The 15,775-nt window shown below is 67.4% G+C and carries 12 protein-coding genes; 5 read left to right on the top strand and 7 right to left on the bottom strand.

Translation table 11 applies throughout. From position 1 onward, the window contains the following. Positions 1 to 8: 8 nt before the first annotated feature. The 3 genes from C8D78_RS09290 to C8D78_RS09280 all read left to right on the top strand — a co-directional run bounded on the left by C8D78_RS09290 (position 9) and on the right by C8D78_RS09280 (position 4,553). Positions 9 to 1,721, top strand: a complete 1,713-nt coding sequence (locus tag C8D78_RS09290; RefSeq protein WP_120953290.1) for a 5-oxoprolinase subunit B/C family protein — start codon at positions 9 to 11, stop codon at positions 1,719 to 1,721. Further along, positions 1,721 to 3,481, top strand: a complete 1,761-nt coding sequence (locus C8D78_RS09285; protein ID WP_120952757.1) for an acetyl/propionyl/methylcrotonyl-CoA carboxylase subunit alpha — start codon at positions 1,721 to 1,723, stop codon at positions 3,479 to 3,481. Before C8D78_RS09290 ends, C8D78_RS09285 begins: the two co-directional genes overlap by 1 nt. A gap of 133 nt (positions 3,482 to 3,614) precedes the next feature. Then, positions 3,615 to 4,553: a 5'-3' exonuclease gene (locus C8D78_RS09280; RefSeq protein WP_208641915.1), complete on the top strand. Its 939-nt coding sequence runs from the start codon at positions 3,615 to 3,617 to the stop codon at positions 4,551 to 4,553. A gap of 65 nt (positions 4,554 to 4,618) precedes the next feature. Here the strand turns inward: C8D78_RS09280 and C8D78_RS09275 are convergent, their stop codons facing one another. The 5 genes from C8D78_RS09275 to C8D78_RS09255 all read right to left on the bottom strand — a co-directional run bounded on the left by C8D78_RS09275 (position 4,619) and on the right by C8D78_RS09255 (position 10,556). After that, complete coding sequence (locus C8D78_RS09275; RefSeq protein ID WP_120952754.1) at positions 4,619 to 5,779, bottom strand: glycerate kinase; 1,161 nt, start codon at positions 5,777 to 5,779, stop codon at positions 4,619 to 4,621. Position 5,780: 1 nt separating this feature from the next. Then, positions 5,781 to 7,268, bottom strand: coding sequence for a C4-dicarboxylate transporter DctA (gene dctA / locus C8D78_RS09270; protein ID WP_120952751.1), 1,488 nt, complete (start codon positions 7,266 to 7,268; stop codon positions 5,781 to 5,783). Positions 7,269 to 7,397: 129 nt separating this feature from the next. Beyond that, positions 7,398 to 8,495: a tartrate dehydrogenase gene (locus C8D78_RS09265; protein WP_120952748.1), complete on the bottom strand. Its 1,098-nt coding sequence runs from the start codon at positions 8,493 to 8,495 to the stop codon at positions 7,398 to 7,400. Between the two features lie 117 nt (positions 8,496 to 8,612). Then, the gene (locus tag C8D78_RS09260; RefSeq protein WP_120952745.1) at positions 8,613 to 9,536 is read right to left on the bottom strand and encodes a LysR family transcriptional regulator; all 924 of its coding nucleotides are present in this window, start codon (positions 9,534 to 9,536) and stop codon (positions 8,613 to 8,615) included. A gap of 135 nt (positions 9,537 to 9,671) precedes the next feature. Then, positions 9,672 to 10,556: a carbon-nitrogen hydrolase family protein gene (locus tag C8D78_RS09255; protein ID WP_120952742.1), complete on the bottom strand. Its 885-nt coding sequence runs from the start codon at positions 10,554 to 10,556 to the stop codon at positions 9,672 to 9,674. Positions 10,557 to 10,898: 342 nt separating this feature from the next. On the opposite strand from C8D78_RS09255, the gene C8D78_RS09250 reads away from it, so the two are divergent. Continuing rightward, positions 10,899 to 12,353, top strand: a complete 1,455-nt coding sequence (locus C8D78_RS09250; RefSeq protein ID WP_120952739.1) for a purine-cytosine permease family protein — start codon at positions 10,899 to 10,901, stop codon at positions 12,351 to 12,353. Positions 12,354 to 12,427: 74 nt separating this feature from the next. Here C8D78_RS09250 and C8D78_RS09245 read toward each other — a convergent pair whose 3' ends face one another. Next, the gene (locus tag C8D78_RS09245) at positions 12,428 to 14,407 is read right to left on the bottom strand and encodes an APC family permease (RefSeq protein WP_120952736.1); all 1,980 of its coding nucleotides are present in this window, start codon (positions 14,405 to 14,407) and stop codon (positions 12,428 to 12,430) included. A gap of 168 nt (positions 14,408 to 14,575) precedes the next feature. Here C8D78_RS09245 and C8D78_RS09240 point away from each other — a divergent pair, with 168 nt between their 5' ends. Further along, positions 14,576 to 15,019 (top strand): DUF1003 domain-containing protein, encoded by a 444-nt coding sequence (locus C8D78_RS09240; RefSeq protein WP_120952733.1) that lies wholly within the window; start codon positions 14,576 to 14,578, stop codon positions 15,017 to 15,019. A gap of 74 nt (positions 15,020 to 15,093) precedes the next feature. Here the strand turns inward: C8D78_RS09240 and C8D78_RS09235 are convergent, their stop codons facing one another. Beyond that, positions 15,094 to 15,699, bottom strand: coding sequence for a PadR family transcriptional regulator (locus C8D78_RS09235; protein ID WP_120952730.1), 606 nt, complete (start codon positions 15,697 to 15,699; stop codon positions 15,094 to 15,096). Between the last annotated feature and the right edge of the window lie 76 nt (positions 15,700 to 15,775).

The raw sequence follows: 15,775 nt of genomic DNA, 5'->3' as shown, positions 1-15,775 counted from the left end.
CGGCAATGATGGAGACAGCAATGGAAACCCTGGCAGTTCAAAAGGACACGGCCCGCAAGGTCCGCGCCGTGCGGGCCGTGGGAACGCGCGCGGTCCTCGCCGAGCTCTCCGGGACCCAGGACGTCCTGGCGCTGCAGGCGCTGCTGCTCGAAAAGCCCCTTCCCGGGCAGCTGGACATCCTGGCCGCGGCCGAGACCGTCCTGGTCAAGGCCGATTCCCCGGCCTCGGCCCGGCGCATCGCCGCCCGGCTCCTGCAGCTCGACCTGACCGCTCCCGTGCAGCGCGGCGGCGAGCTGGTGGTGATCGACACCGTGTACGACGGCGAGGACCTCGCCGAAGTCGGCCGGCTCACCGGCCTGGGAGCCGAGGGCGTCATCGCCGCCCATTCCGGCCAGGTCTGGACCGTGGCGTTTGCCGGCTTCGCGCCCGGATTCGGCTACATGGTGGGGGAGAACCAGCAGCTGGAAGTGCCCCGCCGCGGCTCGCCGCGCACTGCCGTCCCCGCAGGCTCCGTGGCGCTGGCCGGCAACTACTCGGCCGTGTACCCGCGCCGGTCCCCGGGCGGCTGGCAGCTGATCGGGCGAACCGATGCCCGGATGTGGGACCTGGACCGGGACCAGCCTGCCCTGGCTGCCCCCGGCCACCGGGTACAGTTCCGTCCCGTCCGGGCCGCAGTCACGCTGGCCGGACGGTCAGTCGAGGAACCCGGCGCGCCGGAACCGGCCGGACAGGACGTGACCTCCGGACTCCGGATTGTCTCGCCGGGCATGCTGAGCCTGGTCCAGGATCTCGGCCGGCACGGCCACTCCGGCCTCGGCGTCTCCGCCGCCGGTGCGCTGGACCGGGCCTCGCTGCGCCGGGCCAACCGCCTGGTCGGGAACGCGACGTCGGCCGCCGCCGTCGAGACCGTCGCCGGTGGACTCAAGGTCCGTGCGGTGCGGGACCAGGTTCTCGCCGTCGCCGGGGCGCCGTCGAGACTGACCATCGAGTCGGCGCCCGACAGCGCCGGGGACACCCGGCACCGCACCGTGCCGATGGCCACCCCGTTCGCGCTCCTCGACGGCGAAACACTCAGCCTGGGTGCGCCGCACAGCGGTTTCCGCAGCTACCTCGCAGTCCGGGGCGGGGTGGACACCGCCCCGGTACTCGGCAGCCGCTCCACAGACACGATGTCCGGGATCGGTCCCGCGCCTCTGGCTGCCGGGCAGGTTCTTGCCGCCGGCGGAGAGGCCGAATCCGGCGTCGTTGGCCATCCCGAACTGCAGCCGGAATACCCGGGGACCGGCGTGACCGTCCTCGACGTCGTCCCCGGCCCCCGCGCGGACTGGTTCGATCAGGCCGCCCTGGACGCCTTCACCGGCCAGGACTGGTCCGTTCTGCCGCAGTCCAACCGGGTCGGCATGCGCCTGGACGGGACCCCGCTGCAGCGCAGCCGCCAGGGCGAGCTGGCCAGCGAAGGCACCGTCGCCGGCGCCGTCCAGATCCCGCCGGAGGGCCTGCCCGTGCTCTTCCTGGCCGACCATCCGGTCACCGGCGGCTACCCGGTCATCGCGGTCGTGGTTGACACCCAGCTGGACCTCGCCGCGCAGGTCCCCATCGGCGGCAGGATCCGCTTCCGCTGGACCGAATCCGACCCGAACCTGGCGCCGGCCAGCCCCGACGCCACCCCCGAGCCTGCCGGCACCGAACACGCCACCCCCGACGAAGAAGTGAGTAACTGATGCGCAAGGTCCTGATCGCCAACCGCGGAGAAATCGCGGTCCGTATAGCCCGGGCCTGCGACGACGCCCAGCTGGCGTCCGTCGCCGTGTACGCCGACATCGACGCCGATGCCCTGCACGTCTCCGCCGCGGACGAAGCGTTCAGCCTGAACGGCAACTCACCCGCAGACACCTACCTGAACATTCCCAAGCTCCTCGCCGTGGCGGCCGAGTCCGGAGCCGACGCGGTCCACCCCGGCTACGGATTCCTCTCCGAGAACGCCGACTTCGCCCAGGCCGTCCAGGCCGCCGGGCTGACCTGGATCGGCCCCAGCCCGGACGCGATCCGGCTGCTCGGCAACAAGATCACCGCCCGCGACGCTGCCGTGAGGGCCGGCGCGCCACTGGTCGCCGGCAGCGACGGTCCGGTGGACACGGCCGCCGAGGCCCGCGCCTTCGCCGAGCAGCATGGCCTCCCCATCGCCATCAAGGCAGCTTTCGGCGGCGGCGGGCGCGGCATGAAAGTGGTCCGGGCTCTGGACGAGGTGGAGGAAGCCTTCGATTCGGCCGTCCGTGAAGCCGTGGCCGCCTTCGGCCGCGGTGAGTGCTTCGTGGAGCGCTACCTGGACCGTCCCCGCCACGTCGAGGCCCAGGTCCTGGCGGACGCGCACGGCAACGTGGTGGTGGTCGGAACCCGCGACTGCTCCCTGCAGCGCCGGCACCAGAAGCTGCTTGAGGAGGCTCCCGCGCCGTTCCTGAGTGCGGAGCAGACCACACTGATCTACGCCGCCGCCAAGGCGGTCTGCCGGGAAGCCGGCTACTCCGGCGCCGGCACGGTGGAATTCCTGGTCGCGGCGGACGGGACGGTGGCATTCCTCGAGGTCAACACCCGTCTGCAGGTGGAGCACCCCATCACGGAGGAAACCACCGGGATCGACCTCGTCCAGGAGCAGTTCCGGATCGCCGCCGGGGAGCCGCTGCGCCTGACCGAGGACCCTGCGCCGCGCGGGCACGCCTTCGAATTCCGGCTCAACGCCGAGGACGTGGGCCGCGGCTTCCTGCCCTCGCCCGGCACCATCGGCGAGTTCGCCGGTCCCACCGGCCCGGGCATCCGGCTCGACACCGGGGTCCGCTCCGGCTCCTTCGTGGCGCCGCAGTTCGACTCCCTGCTCGCGAAGCTGATCGTCACCGGCGCGGACCGCCAGCAGGCCCTGCGCCGCGCCCGCCGGGCCCTCGCCGAAATGCGCATCACCGGGGTTGCCACCGTGCTGCCGTTCCACCGGGCCGTGCTGGAATCCCCGGACTTCACGTCCGAGACCGGGCTGGGCATCCACACCCGATGGATCGAAACCGACTTCGCGGACAATGTCTCCATCTCCGCCGATCCGGACTTCAGCACCGCCGCGCCCGACGGCGCACGCCGCACCATCACGGTTGACGTGGACGGGCGACGCCTTGCCGTCGGCCTGCCGGCCGATCTGCTGGACGGCTGGGCACGCTCCGGCGGACCCCTGCCCGCCGGCGTGTCCCTGGAAGCAGCGTCCGACGGCGGCGCCGCCGCTGCCGACCCGGCCGAGCTGTGCGCCGACATGGCCGGGACCGTGGTGAAGTGGCTCGTCGAGCCGGGCGCCGAGGTCTCGGCAGGGGACCCGGTGGTGGTCCTTGAAGCCATGAAGATGGAAACCCAGGTCTCCGCGCACCGGGACGGCACTGTCACGGACGTCTGCGCCGGAGCCGGCGGGGTTGTCACGGCCGGAGCGGTGCTGGCGCTCATCGGCTAGCTGCTCTAAGGGAGTGCACCGGCCCGTTCCGCCGTGCGGAAGCGGCCCGTTGGTGTGTGGGGCGCGGGCAGTCATGGGGGCCGTCCTGCTTTCGAATGCAACCCGAGCGGGCGCATCCGTGTCAGGATCAGTTATGGCCGACCGTTTGATGTTGCTCGACACCGCGTCGCTGTACTTTCGCGCGTTCTATGGCGTGCCCGACACGATCCGCCGGCCCGACGGCACGCCGGTCAACGCCGTTCGAGGGCTGCTCGACATGATTGCTCGGCTGACGACCGACTACGGCGCGACGCATCTGGTTGCGTGCTGGGACGACGATTGGCGTCCGAAGTGGCGGGTCGCCCTCATCCCGAGCTACAAGTCGCACCGGGTCGCGGAAGTGGTGGCCGGCGGCCCCGATGTGGAGATCGTGCCGGACGCGCTCGAGGCCCAGATTCCGATGATCCGCCGGGTGCTCGGGCTCGCCGGCATCGCCATCGTCGGGGCAGCCGAACATGAGGCCGACGACGTCATCGGCACCTACGCCAGCCACGCCCGGCTGCCGATTGACGTGGTGACGGGCGACCGCGACCTCTTTCAGGTCGTCGACGACGCCCGTCAGGCACGGGTGATCTACACCGCCCGCGGCATGAAGAACCTCGAAATCATGACTGACGCGGTCATCGTCGGCAAGTATCGCGTGCTGCCCGGGCAGTATGCCGACTACGCGACCCTCCGCGGAGACGCCTCCGACGGGCTGCCGGGCGTGGCTGGCATCGGCGAGAAGACCGCCGCGTCGCTGCTCGGAGAGTACGGCACGCTCGACAGCCTGCTCGCGGCTGCCGCCGATGCCGGAAGCGGGCTGTCCACGGCCGTGCGGTCGAAGCTTTCCGCGGCCTCCGACTACCTCGCCGCAGCGCCCGCAGTCGTGAAGATCGTGCGGGACCTCGACCTGCCGACGCTCGAGGAGGCAGGCGCGCAGCTGCACCCGGTGGCCGGCAGTTCGCGGGCCGAGCTTGAGCGCCTCGCTGCCGAGTGGAATCTGGGCGGCTCGGTCAGACGGCTCCTTGAGGCGCTCGACCTGCGCCACTGAGGAAGAGACGTCACTGGAATGTGTACGTCCTACCGTCCACGTCTCTGCCGCGCAGGGTGGGAAAGTTACAGCAGGCTCGCGCCGATGTCCTTCCCGATCCGACGGAGCAGCGCGGCGGAAAGCTCAGGGTCCTTGGCCGAGTCCTGGTCGGTGTACTCGGTCAGGGTGTAGACCCGGGTGAGTTCCATTTCGGACCACCGTTCCTGGGGCAGGAGGGAGCGGCCGGCGACGGCGATGACCGGGCGCGACCCGGACCGCCGGGCGACGGCGGCGGGCAGTTTCCCGGCAAGGGTTTGCTCGTCGAGGCTGCCTTCGCCGGTGATGACGACGTTGCAACCGTCCTTGCGGGCATTGAAGTCCAGCAGGTCCAGGAAGTAGTCGGCGCCCGAGACCTGGGTGGCCCCGAGCAGGAGGCACGCGTAGCCGAGCCCGCCGGCGCTTCCGGCCCCGTCGCGTTCGGCCAGCGCCGCCGCATCGGGGCATCCCGCGGCCGCCATCGCGGCGACGAAGTGGTTGAGGCCTTGCTCCAGTGTGGCGATGTCGTCCGGTCCGGCGCCTTTTTGGGGGCCGAAGATGGCCGGCGCCCCTTGGGTGCCGAGCAGCGGGTTGTGGACGTCGCTGGCGACGATGAGTTCGGTTTCCGCCAGTTCTGGGAGTGTGGTCCGGTCGACGGTGTGGATCTGAGCCAGCGCCCGGCCGCCGCCGCAGAGCTGCCGGCCGGCGGCGTCCCGGAAACTGAAGCCCAGGGCGGTAAGCATGCCCATGCCGCCGTCGGTGCTGGCGCTCCCGCCCAAGGCCAGAACGATCCTGGCCGGGTTGAGACTGAGCGCGAAAAGGACGGCCTCGCCGAAGCCGCGGCTGGAGGCGTTCAGCGGCTCGGGCGTTCCGCCCGGCAGGAGTCCCAGGCCGCAGGTGTTGGCCACCTCGACGACGGCCGTGACGCCGTCGAACGCGATGCTGGACCGGACGGGCTGGCCGGTGGGCCCGGCGACGGTGTAGCTGCGCCGGGTGAATCCGGAGGCGACGGCGGCGTCGACGCTGCCGTCACCCCCGTCCGCCAGGGGCAGCAGTTCACAGTGGACGGATCCGGCTGTGGCGGTGGAGCCGGCTGCGGAGCGGAGGCCCGCTGCCAGGGCGTCCGCCACCTCGGCGGCGGTGAGGCTGCCTTTGAATTTATCCGGGGCGATGAGAGCACGCACGGATGCCGGGGCGGTTGTTGTGAGCATGTCAGATGCTTTTCGAGTAGGCGGGCCGGCGGCCGTTCCCGGCGGGGAGGTCGACGTCGTCGGCAGGTTCCGTGTGCTGCGCGTCGGGGTCAGGAGCCGTGTGGGGGTGCCCACTCAGGTCGGCGGCGATGTCCGTGAACTCATCGAGTGGTGTCGGATCCTCGCTGGGCAGCGGCTCCACGCTTTCGCCGTTGAAGACCCGGCGGACACGGTCCGAATCCAGCGTCCGGTCCCACCAGGCGATGAACAGTGTGGCGACGGCGTTGCCCGTGAAGTTCACCAGGGCACGGCACTCGGACATGAACTTGTCGATGCCGAAGATAAGCATGATGCCGGCGGCGGGGATGGTGCCGAGGGTGGCCAGGGTGGCGGTCAGGGCGATGAAGCCGCCTCCCGCGACTCCGGCGGCGCCCTTGGAAGTGAGCAGCATGACTGCGATGAGGCCCAGCTGTTGGCCGATGGTCAGGTTGGTGTTCGTGGCCTGGGCGATATAGACGGCGGCCAGCGAGAGGTAGATGGCGGCGCCGTCGAGGTTGAAGCTGTAGCCGGTGGGCACCACAAGCCCGACCGTTTCCTTTTTCACTCCGGCGTGCTCGAGTTTGCGCATCAGCCCCGGCAGCGCGGGTTCGGCCGTGGAGGTGCCGAGGATGAGCAGGTATTCCTCCTTGAGGTGGCGGATCATCTTGAAGATGTTCAGTTTCAGGAAGGCCATAACGGACCCGAGGACCACGACGACGAAGAGGATCGAGGTGGCGTAGAAGAGGGCGATCAGCCCGCCCATGCTGGAGAGCGACGAGACACCGTACTTGCCGACCGCGAAGGCCATCGCGCCGAACGCGCCAAGAGGAGCGGCCTTCATGATGAAGCCCAGAATTTTGAACATGACCCCGGTCAGGCGCTGAACGCCGTCCAGGACGGGCGAGCCGACCTTGCCCATGGCGTTTAGGGCGATGCCGAAGATCACGGCGATGAAGATGATCTGGAGGATGTCGCCCTCCACGAAGGGCGCGGCGATGCTGGTGGGGATGATGTGGGTCAGGAACTGCCACCATTCTTGGTGGGCTCCGGCGTCGATCAGCTTGGCCGCGGAGTCCGTGGTCTTGATCGCGCTGGCGTTGGCGTTGACACCGTCCCCGAGGCGGAAGACGTTGATGGCGACCAGGCCGAAAAGCAGTGCGAAGATGGTGCCGACCTGGAAGTATGTCAGGGCCTTCAAGCCTGTCATGCCGACCTTTTTCAGGTCCGCGACGCTGGCGATGCCGCCGACGATGGTTAGGAATACGATCGGGCCGATCAGCATTCTCATGGCGTTGACGAACGTGGTGCCGATCGGTTCCAGGGCGATGCCTGCGGCCGGGGCGAGCCAGCCGACGAGAACGCCGAGGACGATGCCGGTCAGTACCCAGAAGTACAGCTGCCTGTACCAGCGTGTCTTGGGGGAGGTTTTTCTAGCTGCCGCGGTTTTGCCTGCGGTGGTGGTGTGTCCCATGATTCCTACCTCATTGTGGAATGTGAATGCCAGTGGTGCTTGAAGAATGAAGGAGCTGAGTCGGGGCGGGCGGCGGCGGTGCGCGGCACCGCCCGCCCCGGGCCTGACGGACCTGCTGGCTGACTGCGGCTAGACGGCGGCCAGGGTGTGAGTGAGGGCCTTGATGATGGCGTCGGTGACGTCGTCCGTGTTGGCGTCGCCGCCGACGTCGCGCGTGAGGTAGCCGGCGGCCGTGGTCTGCTCGATGGCGGCCTCGACCTGGCGCGCTTCCTCATGCAGGCCGAAGTGGTCCAGCATCAGGGCGGCGCTGGCGATCGCGCCGATCGGGTTGCTGATGCCCTTGCCGGCAATGTCCGGGGCCGAGCCGTGGACCGGTTCGAACATGGACGGGAAGCGGCGTTCCGGGTTCAGGTTGGCGCTGGCTGCGAGGCCGAGGCTGCCGGCCAGGGCCGAGCCGAGATCCGAGAGGATGTCCGCGTTCAGGTTCGAGGCGACGACGACGGAAAGGTCCTCGGGGTGCAGGATGAACTTGGCGCTCATGGCGTCGACCAGGACGCTCTCCGTTGCCACGTCCGGGTAGTCCATGGCCACGCGACGGAACGTCTCGTCCCAGAGGACCATGCCGTACTGCTGGGCGTTGGACTTGGTGACGGAGGAGACCTTCTTCACGGTGCGGGTCCGGGCGAGGTCGAAGGCGAAGCGCATGATCCGCTCACAACCCTTTTCCGTGAACAGTGCGGTCTGGAGGGCCACTTCATTGCCGGGTCCGCGGCCGCTGAGGTTCCGTCCGCCCAAGCCGGCGTACTCGCCTTCGCTGTTTTCGCGGACCACGATCCAGTCGAGCTCGGTGTGGTCGGCCTTGCGAAGCGGAGACTGGACGCCTGGCAGGAACTTCACCGGGCGGATGTTGGCCCACTGGTCAAAGTTCTGGGTTATGTTCAGGCGCAGGCCCCAGAGGCTGATGTGGTCCGGGACGTTCTCCCAGCCGACGGCGCCGAAATAGATGGCGTCAAAGTTCTTCAGGGCCTCCAAGCCTTTCGGGTCCATCATCTGACCGGTCTTTTCAAAGTAGCCGCAGCCCCAGGGGAACTCGGTCCATTCGAAGGCAAACTTGCCGGCAGAATTCTGTGCGAGGGCGTCCAGGACACGGCGCCCGGCGGAGACAACTTCCTTGCCGACGCCGTCGGCGGGAATGGAAGCGATGCTGAATTTCTGGGTGGCGCTCATGGGCCTACCTCCTCGTTGAGTGTGTTAGCAGCGTCACACTGCCTGTCCTCTTCAAGTAGACGGTCCGGCACTACCCGGCGTCCAAGACCAAGATCCGATCCGTGAAATAGGTTCAGCCTATTGATCGGGCTCGCGAGCGTGATTGTGCGGCCCCCGTGCCGCCGCATGCTGCTCCGCGACGCTGAGGAATGCCCGGGCGGCAGGGGTCAGGTCTTCCTTCCGGCTCAGGACGGCAACGTCCAGATGGGACACCGGTTCGATCAGCAGGGTCCGCAGCCCTGACGTGTGCGCCAGCGGTGCCCAGGACGCGGGCATCACGGCGTGGCCGACCCCGGCCAGGACCAGCGGCAGGATGGAGGTCCGGTGCGCGACCTCCACCACGATCTCCGTGTTGACGCCGCGGGCCAGGGCGTCGTCGACCAGCCAGCGCATCAGGGACCCTCGCTGGCTGGCAATCAGGCGGTGGCCGCCCAGGTCCTCGCGCTGGATACCTGATGCCGGGCCGAACGTATCGGCGCGGGGGTTGACGATGAGGATCAGCGGCTGACGCTCCAGCTCCAGGACCTGGACGCCCGGGACCCGGATGGGGGTGGGCGATCCCGCTAGGCCGATCTCCGTGCTGCCGCTGCGCACTGATTCGATGACCTCTTCGGGCGTGAACGCGGCACTGACGTTGAGCCGCACTGAAGGATGTGCCTGCGTGTATTCGGCGATCATGGAAGTCAGAGGTTCTATGCCGGGGGAGGGCATGGTGATGATGTCCAGACGTCCGCTCCGCACGCCGAGCAGCGCCTGCACCGCGGACTGCGCGGCATCAAGGTCCCGCATGACCACCCTGGCCGGCCCGACGAGTTCCCTGCCCGCCTCGCTGAGCACGGCGCGCCGCCCGATGCGGTGAAAGAGCGGCACGCCCAGCTCCTTTTCCAGACCCGCTATGGTCTGGGACAGGGAGGGCTGGGCGATCAGCAGATGCTCAGCGGCGCGGCTGAACCCGCCGTGGTCAACAACTGCCAGAAAATACTTCAGCTTCCGGGTGTCCACGCGAGCTCCTTCGCCGGTTTGTTGGCTTCCGACGCCGGTGGGATTGTCCCCGTGGGCAGCCCGGGATCCGTCCGTGGTGCGGCGCTGAAGCATAGATAGCCTACGCCTATCAGTCTTCCGGTGGACGCGGCCGGGCTACGGCTGGCTCTTGGTGTGTGCGACTGGCGTCCAGGTGGCGGGAGTGATCCTGCCGCCATAGATGGGGAGCTCGATGGCGGCGTCGTCGGCCCGCAGCTGCGACCACATTCGGTTCAGCCCCGCGGTTCCGCCCGAACGGACCCGCCCCGGATGTCCCATGTCCAGCTGTGCGGCTAGTACGCAGGGGGAGTCGTCCGGGGCTTCGGACAGCACCGCGCCCTCGGGGTCGACGATGATGCTGCGGCCCTGTCCGGTGGGTCCGGCACAGTTCACGCTGACCATGAACACCTGGTTGAAGATGGCATTGGCGCGGGCCAGGACCAGTTCCTGGGCCCGGTCCGGGGTGGTGGTCTTGACGACATTGATGATGACGTCGGCCCCCATCCAGGCAAGTTGGCGGGTGACCTCGGGGAACCACGAGTCATAGCAGATGGACAGGCCGGCCCGGCCGAATCCTGGCAGGTCCACGGTCACAAACTTGTCGCCCGGGTCATAGGGTTCGAACGGGCGCCAAGGGAAGATTTTGCGGTAGCTGGCTGCCAGCGCGCCCTCCGGGGAGAGAACCAGGGAGGTGTTGAACAGCTGGCCGTCTGGCCCGCGTTCGCAGATGCTTCCGGGGACCAGCCACAGCCGGAGATCTCCCGCGAGTTGCCTCAGCTCACTAACGAGCGGCCCGTCCAGAGGCTGCGCGGCCTCCCGAAGCGCTTCGGACCGCTGCCGGTCCGGGTCGCCGTCGCCGAAGAGGTGGAGCTCGGGAAAAACCATCAGCTGCGTTCCGGGGTATTCCGCCAGGACGCGGGTTGCTTCGTCTGCGAACGCTGGGAATGGCTCACCGATCAAGCGGGGAGGGGCCTGGACGGCTGCAACGGCAAGGCTGGACACGGGCGGTTACCTTTGAACGGGCGGTGACGGGCGGCGATCGACGGCGGGGCCGGATCTTAACGCCCGCTCCAGTTCCGTCCGCCGGGCGGCCGGTGTGGGCAAAGATCCGCTGATGCCTGCAACGGAGCCGAGAAGCACCCTGTGCAGGCTATAGACATTCCGGGAAAAGACGTTCACGCTTTCTTTCATCCCCCACAGGGGACGGCACGGTTCGAGTTTACTCTTGTCCACGATTTGCACGTGATTCGCTTCAATGCTTCTCAGGGCCGGCGCGGTTTCCGGCGCTGCGGCCTTAGATCCCGCACCGATGCCGGCAGCATCGCACTTACTAGGAGACATGTCATGAGTACAGCCACGGGTCCGGCGACGGGCCGGGGACTGGAAGTCCGGTCGATCGACTATGTTCCGCTCAATGAGCGGCATGGAAAGGTCTCACACATAGGCCCGCTGTGGTTTATGAGCAACGCCCAGATAGCCACACTCGCGGTGGGGCTCATCAGCATCACCACCGGCGGGAACCTGATCTGGTCATTGATCGCGATCGCAGTCGGCGTCCTGGTGGGCACACTGTTCATGGCTGCGCACTCTTCTCAGGGTCCGCAGCTCGGGTTGCCTCAGATGATCCAGTCCCGTCCGCAGTTCGGGTACGTGGGCGCCCTGTTGGTGTGGCTGTTTGCCTACCTGCAGTACGCGGGATTCAACGTGTTCAACACCGTCCTGGCCGGCGAGGCCGTGGCCGGATCCGTTCACCTCGGAAACGAAACGCTCTGGTTCTGGATCATCACGATTGTCGCAGCGGCCGTCGCGCTCTTTGGCTATGACCTGATCCACGGCTTTGAGCGCTATCTGACCTACCTGACGATAATCATGCTGGCGCTTCTGACGGTGGCGGTGCTCACTCACCTTGAGCTGCCCGGCGGCGCCTTCAACCTGGCCGACTTCCACCTCGTGCCGTTCCTGGGCCAACTTGGCGTGGCGGCCGGCTACCAAATTTCCTGGGCCATCTACGTCTCGGACTACTCCCGCTATCTCCCCCCGGAATCCGGCCGCGGGACGTTCAAGTGGACGTTCTGGGGGAGCGCGCTGGGCGGTATCTGGGTCATGTTCCTGGGCTCCTTCATCGCCGCGGCGGCCGGCGAGGGCTTCGATACCATCAGCTCGATCCAGAACACTGCCGACAAGCTCTTCCCGGGCTTCGGATCGATCGCGTTGTTTATTGCGGCCCTTGGACTGGTGTCTGTCACGGCGCTGAACATGTATGGCGGCTCCCTGACCCTGATCTCATCCATCGACAGCCTGCGCCGGATCCGGCCCACCGTCCGGATCCGCATCGTCACGATCGTGATCACCGCGGCCATCTCGCTCGTCTTCGCCAACATCGCCTCCGCCGACTTCCTCGCCAACTTCAACGACTTCCTGCTCCTGGTGCTGTACTTCTTCATCCCGTGGACCGCGGTGAACCTGACCGACTACTTCATCGTCCGCAAGGGCCATTACGCCATCGCGGAGATCTTCCACCCCAACGGCATTTACGGACGCTGGGGTTGGCCTGGAATCACCGCGTACCTCGTGGGTTTTGTGGTCATGATTCCGTTCTTCGCCGCCGGAAAGCTCTTCGTCGGTCCCGCGGCCGAGGCCATGGGCGGCGCTGATATCTCCCTGTTCATCGGCCTGCCGGTTTCAGCCGTCATTTACTGGGCCCTCACCCGCCGCATCGACACGGCCGCGGAATGGCGTCTCGCGAAGAGCCAGGCCGACGAACTGGAGACTGCCGCGAAATTGCACGTCGAGCCCTAATTCTGACGGACCGCTTGCGGTGGCCCCCCGGTTGGCCGGGGGGCCACCGCCGTTCGTTGCCTGTCCGGCGGTCGTCAGCCGACGTGGATGGCCGGCCGGAGGGCCGGGTCGGGCTCCACCGTGCGCAGGATTTCACGCACCAGCGGGGCCGTGTCGCCCTTGCCCAGGAACAGGTATCGCATGAGGTGGCCGACCGGGTTGCCTTCAGCCCATTCGAAATAGCACTGGGGCTTCGTGCCGGTCGAGTCGCGCAGGGCCAGCAGGACCGCGGCGATCGCGTTCGGCACCGCTGGGGACTTCACCCGCAGGGCCCGGTAGCCGTCCACCTCGACACCTTCGACCCGGAGCGCGTGGCTGAACGCGGACGGGTCGGAGATCTCCACCTCCAGGAAGATGACGTCCGCCGGACCCGGAACCGGGTTTAATCCGCGCTGTTCGTACTCCTTGTCGGCGTACTCTGCCTTGTCCCCGGCCTGTCGCTTGTTGGCGATGACGTTCAACTGCCCATCGAACGCGATCGAGTCGGTAATGAACTGCCTGGCGGCGTCGTCGAACTCGATGGTTTCCAGACGCAGCTCGGTCGTGCGCTTCACCCGGGAGATGAGCGAGACGACGATGATGCCGGCGATGAAGAACGCCGAGATCGCAATGCCGTCGGGCTTTTCGATGACGTTGGCACCCAAGGCGTAGAGCAGGACCAGGGTCAGGGCGCCGAAGCCGAGGGTGCCTGCACGGCTGTGCCGGCGGACCGCGGAGACGGTCACGGCGACCGCGCCGGAGACCATCATGGCCAGGATGCCGGTTGCGTAGGCGCCGGCCTGGGCGTTGACGTCCGCGTTGAAGGCGACCGTGATCCCGACGCTCAGTACGGTGTAGACGATCACGACCGGGCGGACCGCCCGGCCCCATTCGGGCGCCATGCCGTAGGCCGGAAGGTAGCGGGGGACGATGTTGATGAGCCCGGCCATGGCGGAGGCGCCGGCGAACCAGAGGATCAGGGCGCTGGAAATGTCGTAGACGGTCCCGAACCCGGCGCCGAAGAGGTCGTGGGCGAGGAACGCCAATGCGCGGCCGTTGGCCTGTCCCCCGTCCTGGAATTCCTTGGCCGGGATCATGACGGTGGTGAGGAAGCTGGTGGACATCAGATAGACGCTCATGATGGCAGCCGCCGTCGTGAGGAGTTTGCGGGTGTTCTTGACCCGGGAAGCCATGACGTCCGCGGGGGTGTCGCCGGTCGCTTTGATCAGCGGCATCATGGACACGCCGGTCTCAAACCCGGAGAGTCCCAAAACCAGCAGCGGGAAGGCAACGACGGCAGGCCCAATGAGGCTCATCGGGCCGCCGCCTGTACTCGAAAGCAGCCGGTCCTGCCAGCCCGCGATCAAGGACGGGTCGGAGAAGACGTGCGCAAACCCGGCGGCGACGACGGCGGCGTTCAGGAGCAGGTAAACGGCCACGAGCGGGATGGCGACGCCGACGGCCTCGTTGAAGCCGAGCAGGAAGACCCCACCCAGAATCAGCAGCAGGATCACGGTAATGATGACGGCGCTGCCTTTCAGGCCCTGCGGGATCATCGGGTTCTCCAGCAGGTGCACCGTGGCATCGGCACCGGAGAGGGTGATGGTGATGATCCACGACGTCGCGACGAACCCGAGCAGAATCAGGACGAAGAATTTGCCGCGCCAGAACGGCAGCAGCTTCTCCAGCATGGCAACCGAGCCCTGTCCGTGCGGGCTCTCCTGGGCGACGCGGCGGTACATGGGGAGCATGCCCAGCAGGGTCAGCGCCACGATCAGCAGTGTGGCCAGCGGGGAGAGCGCGCCGGCGGCCAGGGCTGCGATGCCGGGGAGGTAGGACAGGGTGGAGAAATAGTCGACGCCGGTCAGGCACATGACTTTCCACCAGGCGTTGGGCTTGTGGTCTTCCTGGGCCTCGGGGCCGGCCGGCGCAACCTGGTTGGCCAGCAGCCAGCGGACCAGCGGTTTGCGGCTCGGGGTGGCGCCCTGCTTCAGGTCGACCTGGGCCGGAACGGCGTGGTCAGAAGTGGTGGTCATGGGGTCTTTCTGTCGGTGGCCGGGCGTCTGTGGGGCCGGCACGCAGGGCAGGAACCGGCCAATTCTAGTGCGGATCCCTGTGTGCCACCGTTTCAGCAGGGGTTTGCGCCGCTTCTGGCCTAGCGGGTTCCGGGCTCTCCAGACCCAAGCGCCGGGCTAGGGTGGGGCATGAGTGATAAGCAAAAGACCTGGCACGAAAGCCACAAGGAATCCCTGACGAGGGGTCAACGGGCCGCCGATGTCATGCGGAACGGGATGGGCAGCTGGCCGTTCGTCGGCGGGTTCATCGCCTTCATGATCGTGTGGGCGGCAATCAACAGCTTGGCATTGGCGAACCATGCCTGGGATCCGTACCCGTATATCCTGTTGAATCTCTTCCTCTCAATGCTGGCCGGGCTGCAAGGGGCGATTCTTCTGATCGCGGCCAAGCGGCAGGACGCGATTGCCGCGGCGATGGCCAAGCACGATCACGACACCAACCTGCAGTCCAAGGAGGAGATCGACCTGCTCATCGCCATCAACAACCAACAGCTGGAGATCCTTCGGGAACTGCAGGTCCTTGCGGCCGGCCGGAACGTCAGGGTTGACGCAGGCGCCGGCGCCTCAAACTGATCGCTCCGGCCGGGAAGGCCCTCACCGGCTTTCGAATTCTCGAGCGCCTGATGCGGGGCTCCGGTACAACCGCGCTAATCGGCGAGGATGCGGTAGAGAGCCCGGCGGGTTTCGTCGATTTTTTCCATGGCGGCCGTGCGTTGTTCCTCGGTGGCCGAGAAGCGGAATTGGTGGATGACTCCCATGAGCTTCCCCACGCTCTCATGAAATGCCGGGCCCGATCCCTGAGGCTCGGTGTTCCACGCGTTCCCCAGCTCCTCTGCGTGATCGGCCACGTAAGCCTTGCCCGCGTCGGTGAGCGTGAATTCAGTGCGCCGGCCGTCCCCTACCGGCGCGATGAGCTCTTCGTCAACGAGCTGCTGCAGGGTCGGGTAAACGGAACCCGGACTCGGACGCCAGGCTCCTGACGTCTTATCGGCAATGGTCTTGATCAGCCCGTAGCCGTTGGACGGTGATTCGGCCAGGAGCGAGAGAATCGCCAAGCGAACATCGCCCCTGCTGGCCCGCCGTGACCCGCCGGGTCCAAACCCTGGTCCAAAGCCGGGGCCGAAGCCTGGCCCGAACCCGCGGCCCGGTCCGAAGCCGCCGTGTCCGTGCGGTCCGCGGTGGCTCCTGCCCCGGCCAAACCGCCCCAGCGCAGGTCCGGCGACTGTGATTTTATCGTCGTGAATGCCTTTCATAGCGGCATCGTCCTTCCATGTCAGTTGCTTTCGTCTGGTAACCGTCGATCTGTCGGCGATAGTTAACGATATATCG

This window comes from Arthrobacter oryzae (assembly GCF_003634095.1).
Lineage (GTDB): Bacteria > Actinomycetota > Actinomycetes > Actinomycetales > Micrococcaceae > Arthrobacter > Arthrobacter oryzae.
This window is presented reverse-complemented; position numbering and strand designations above follow the sequence as displayed.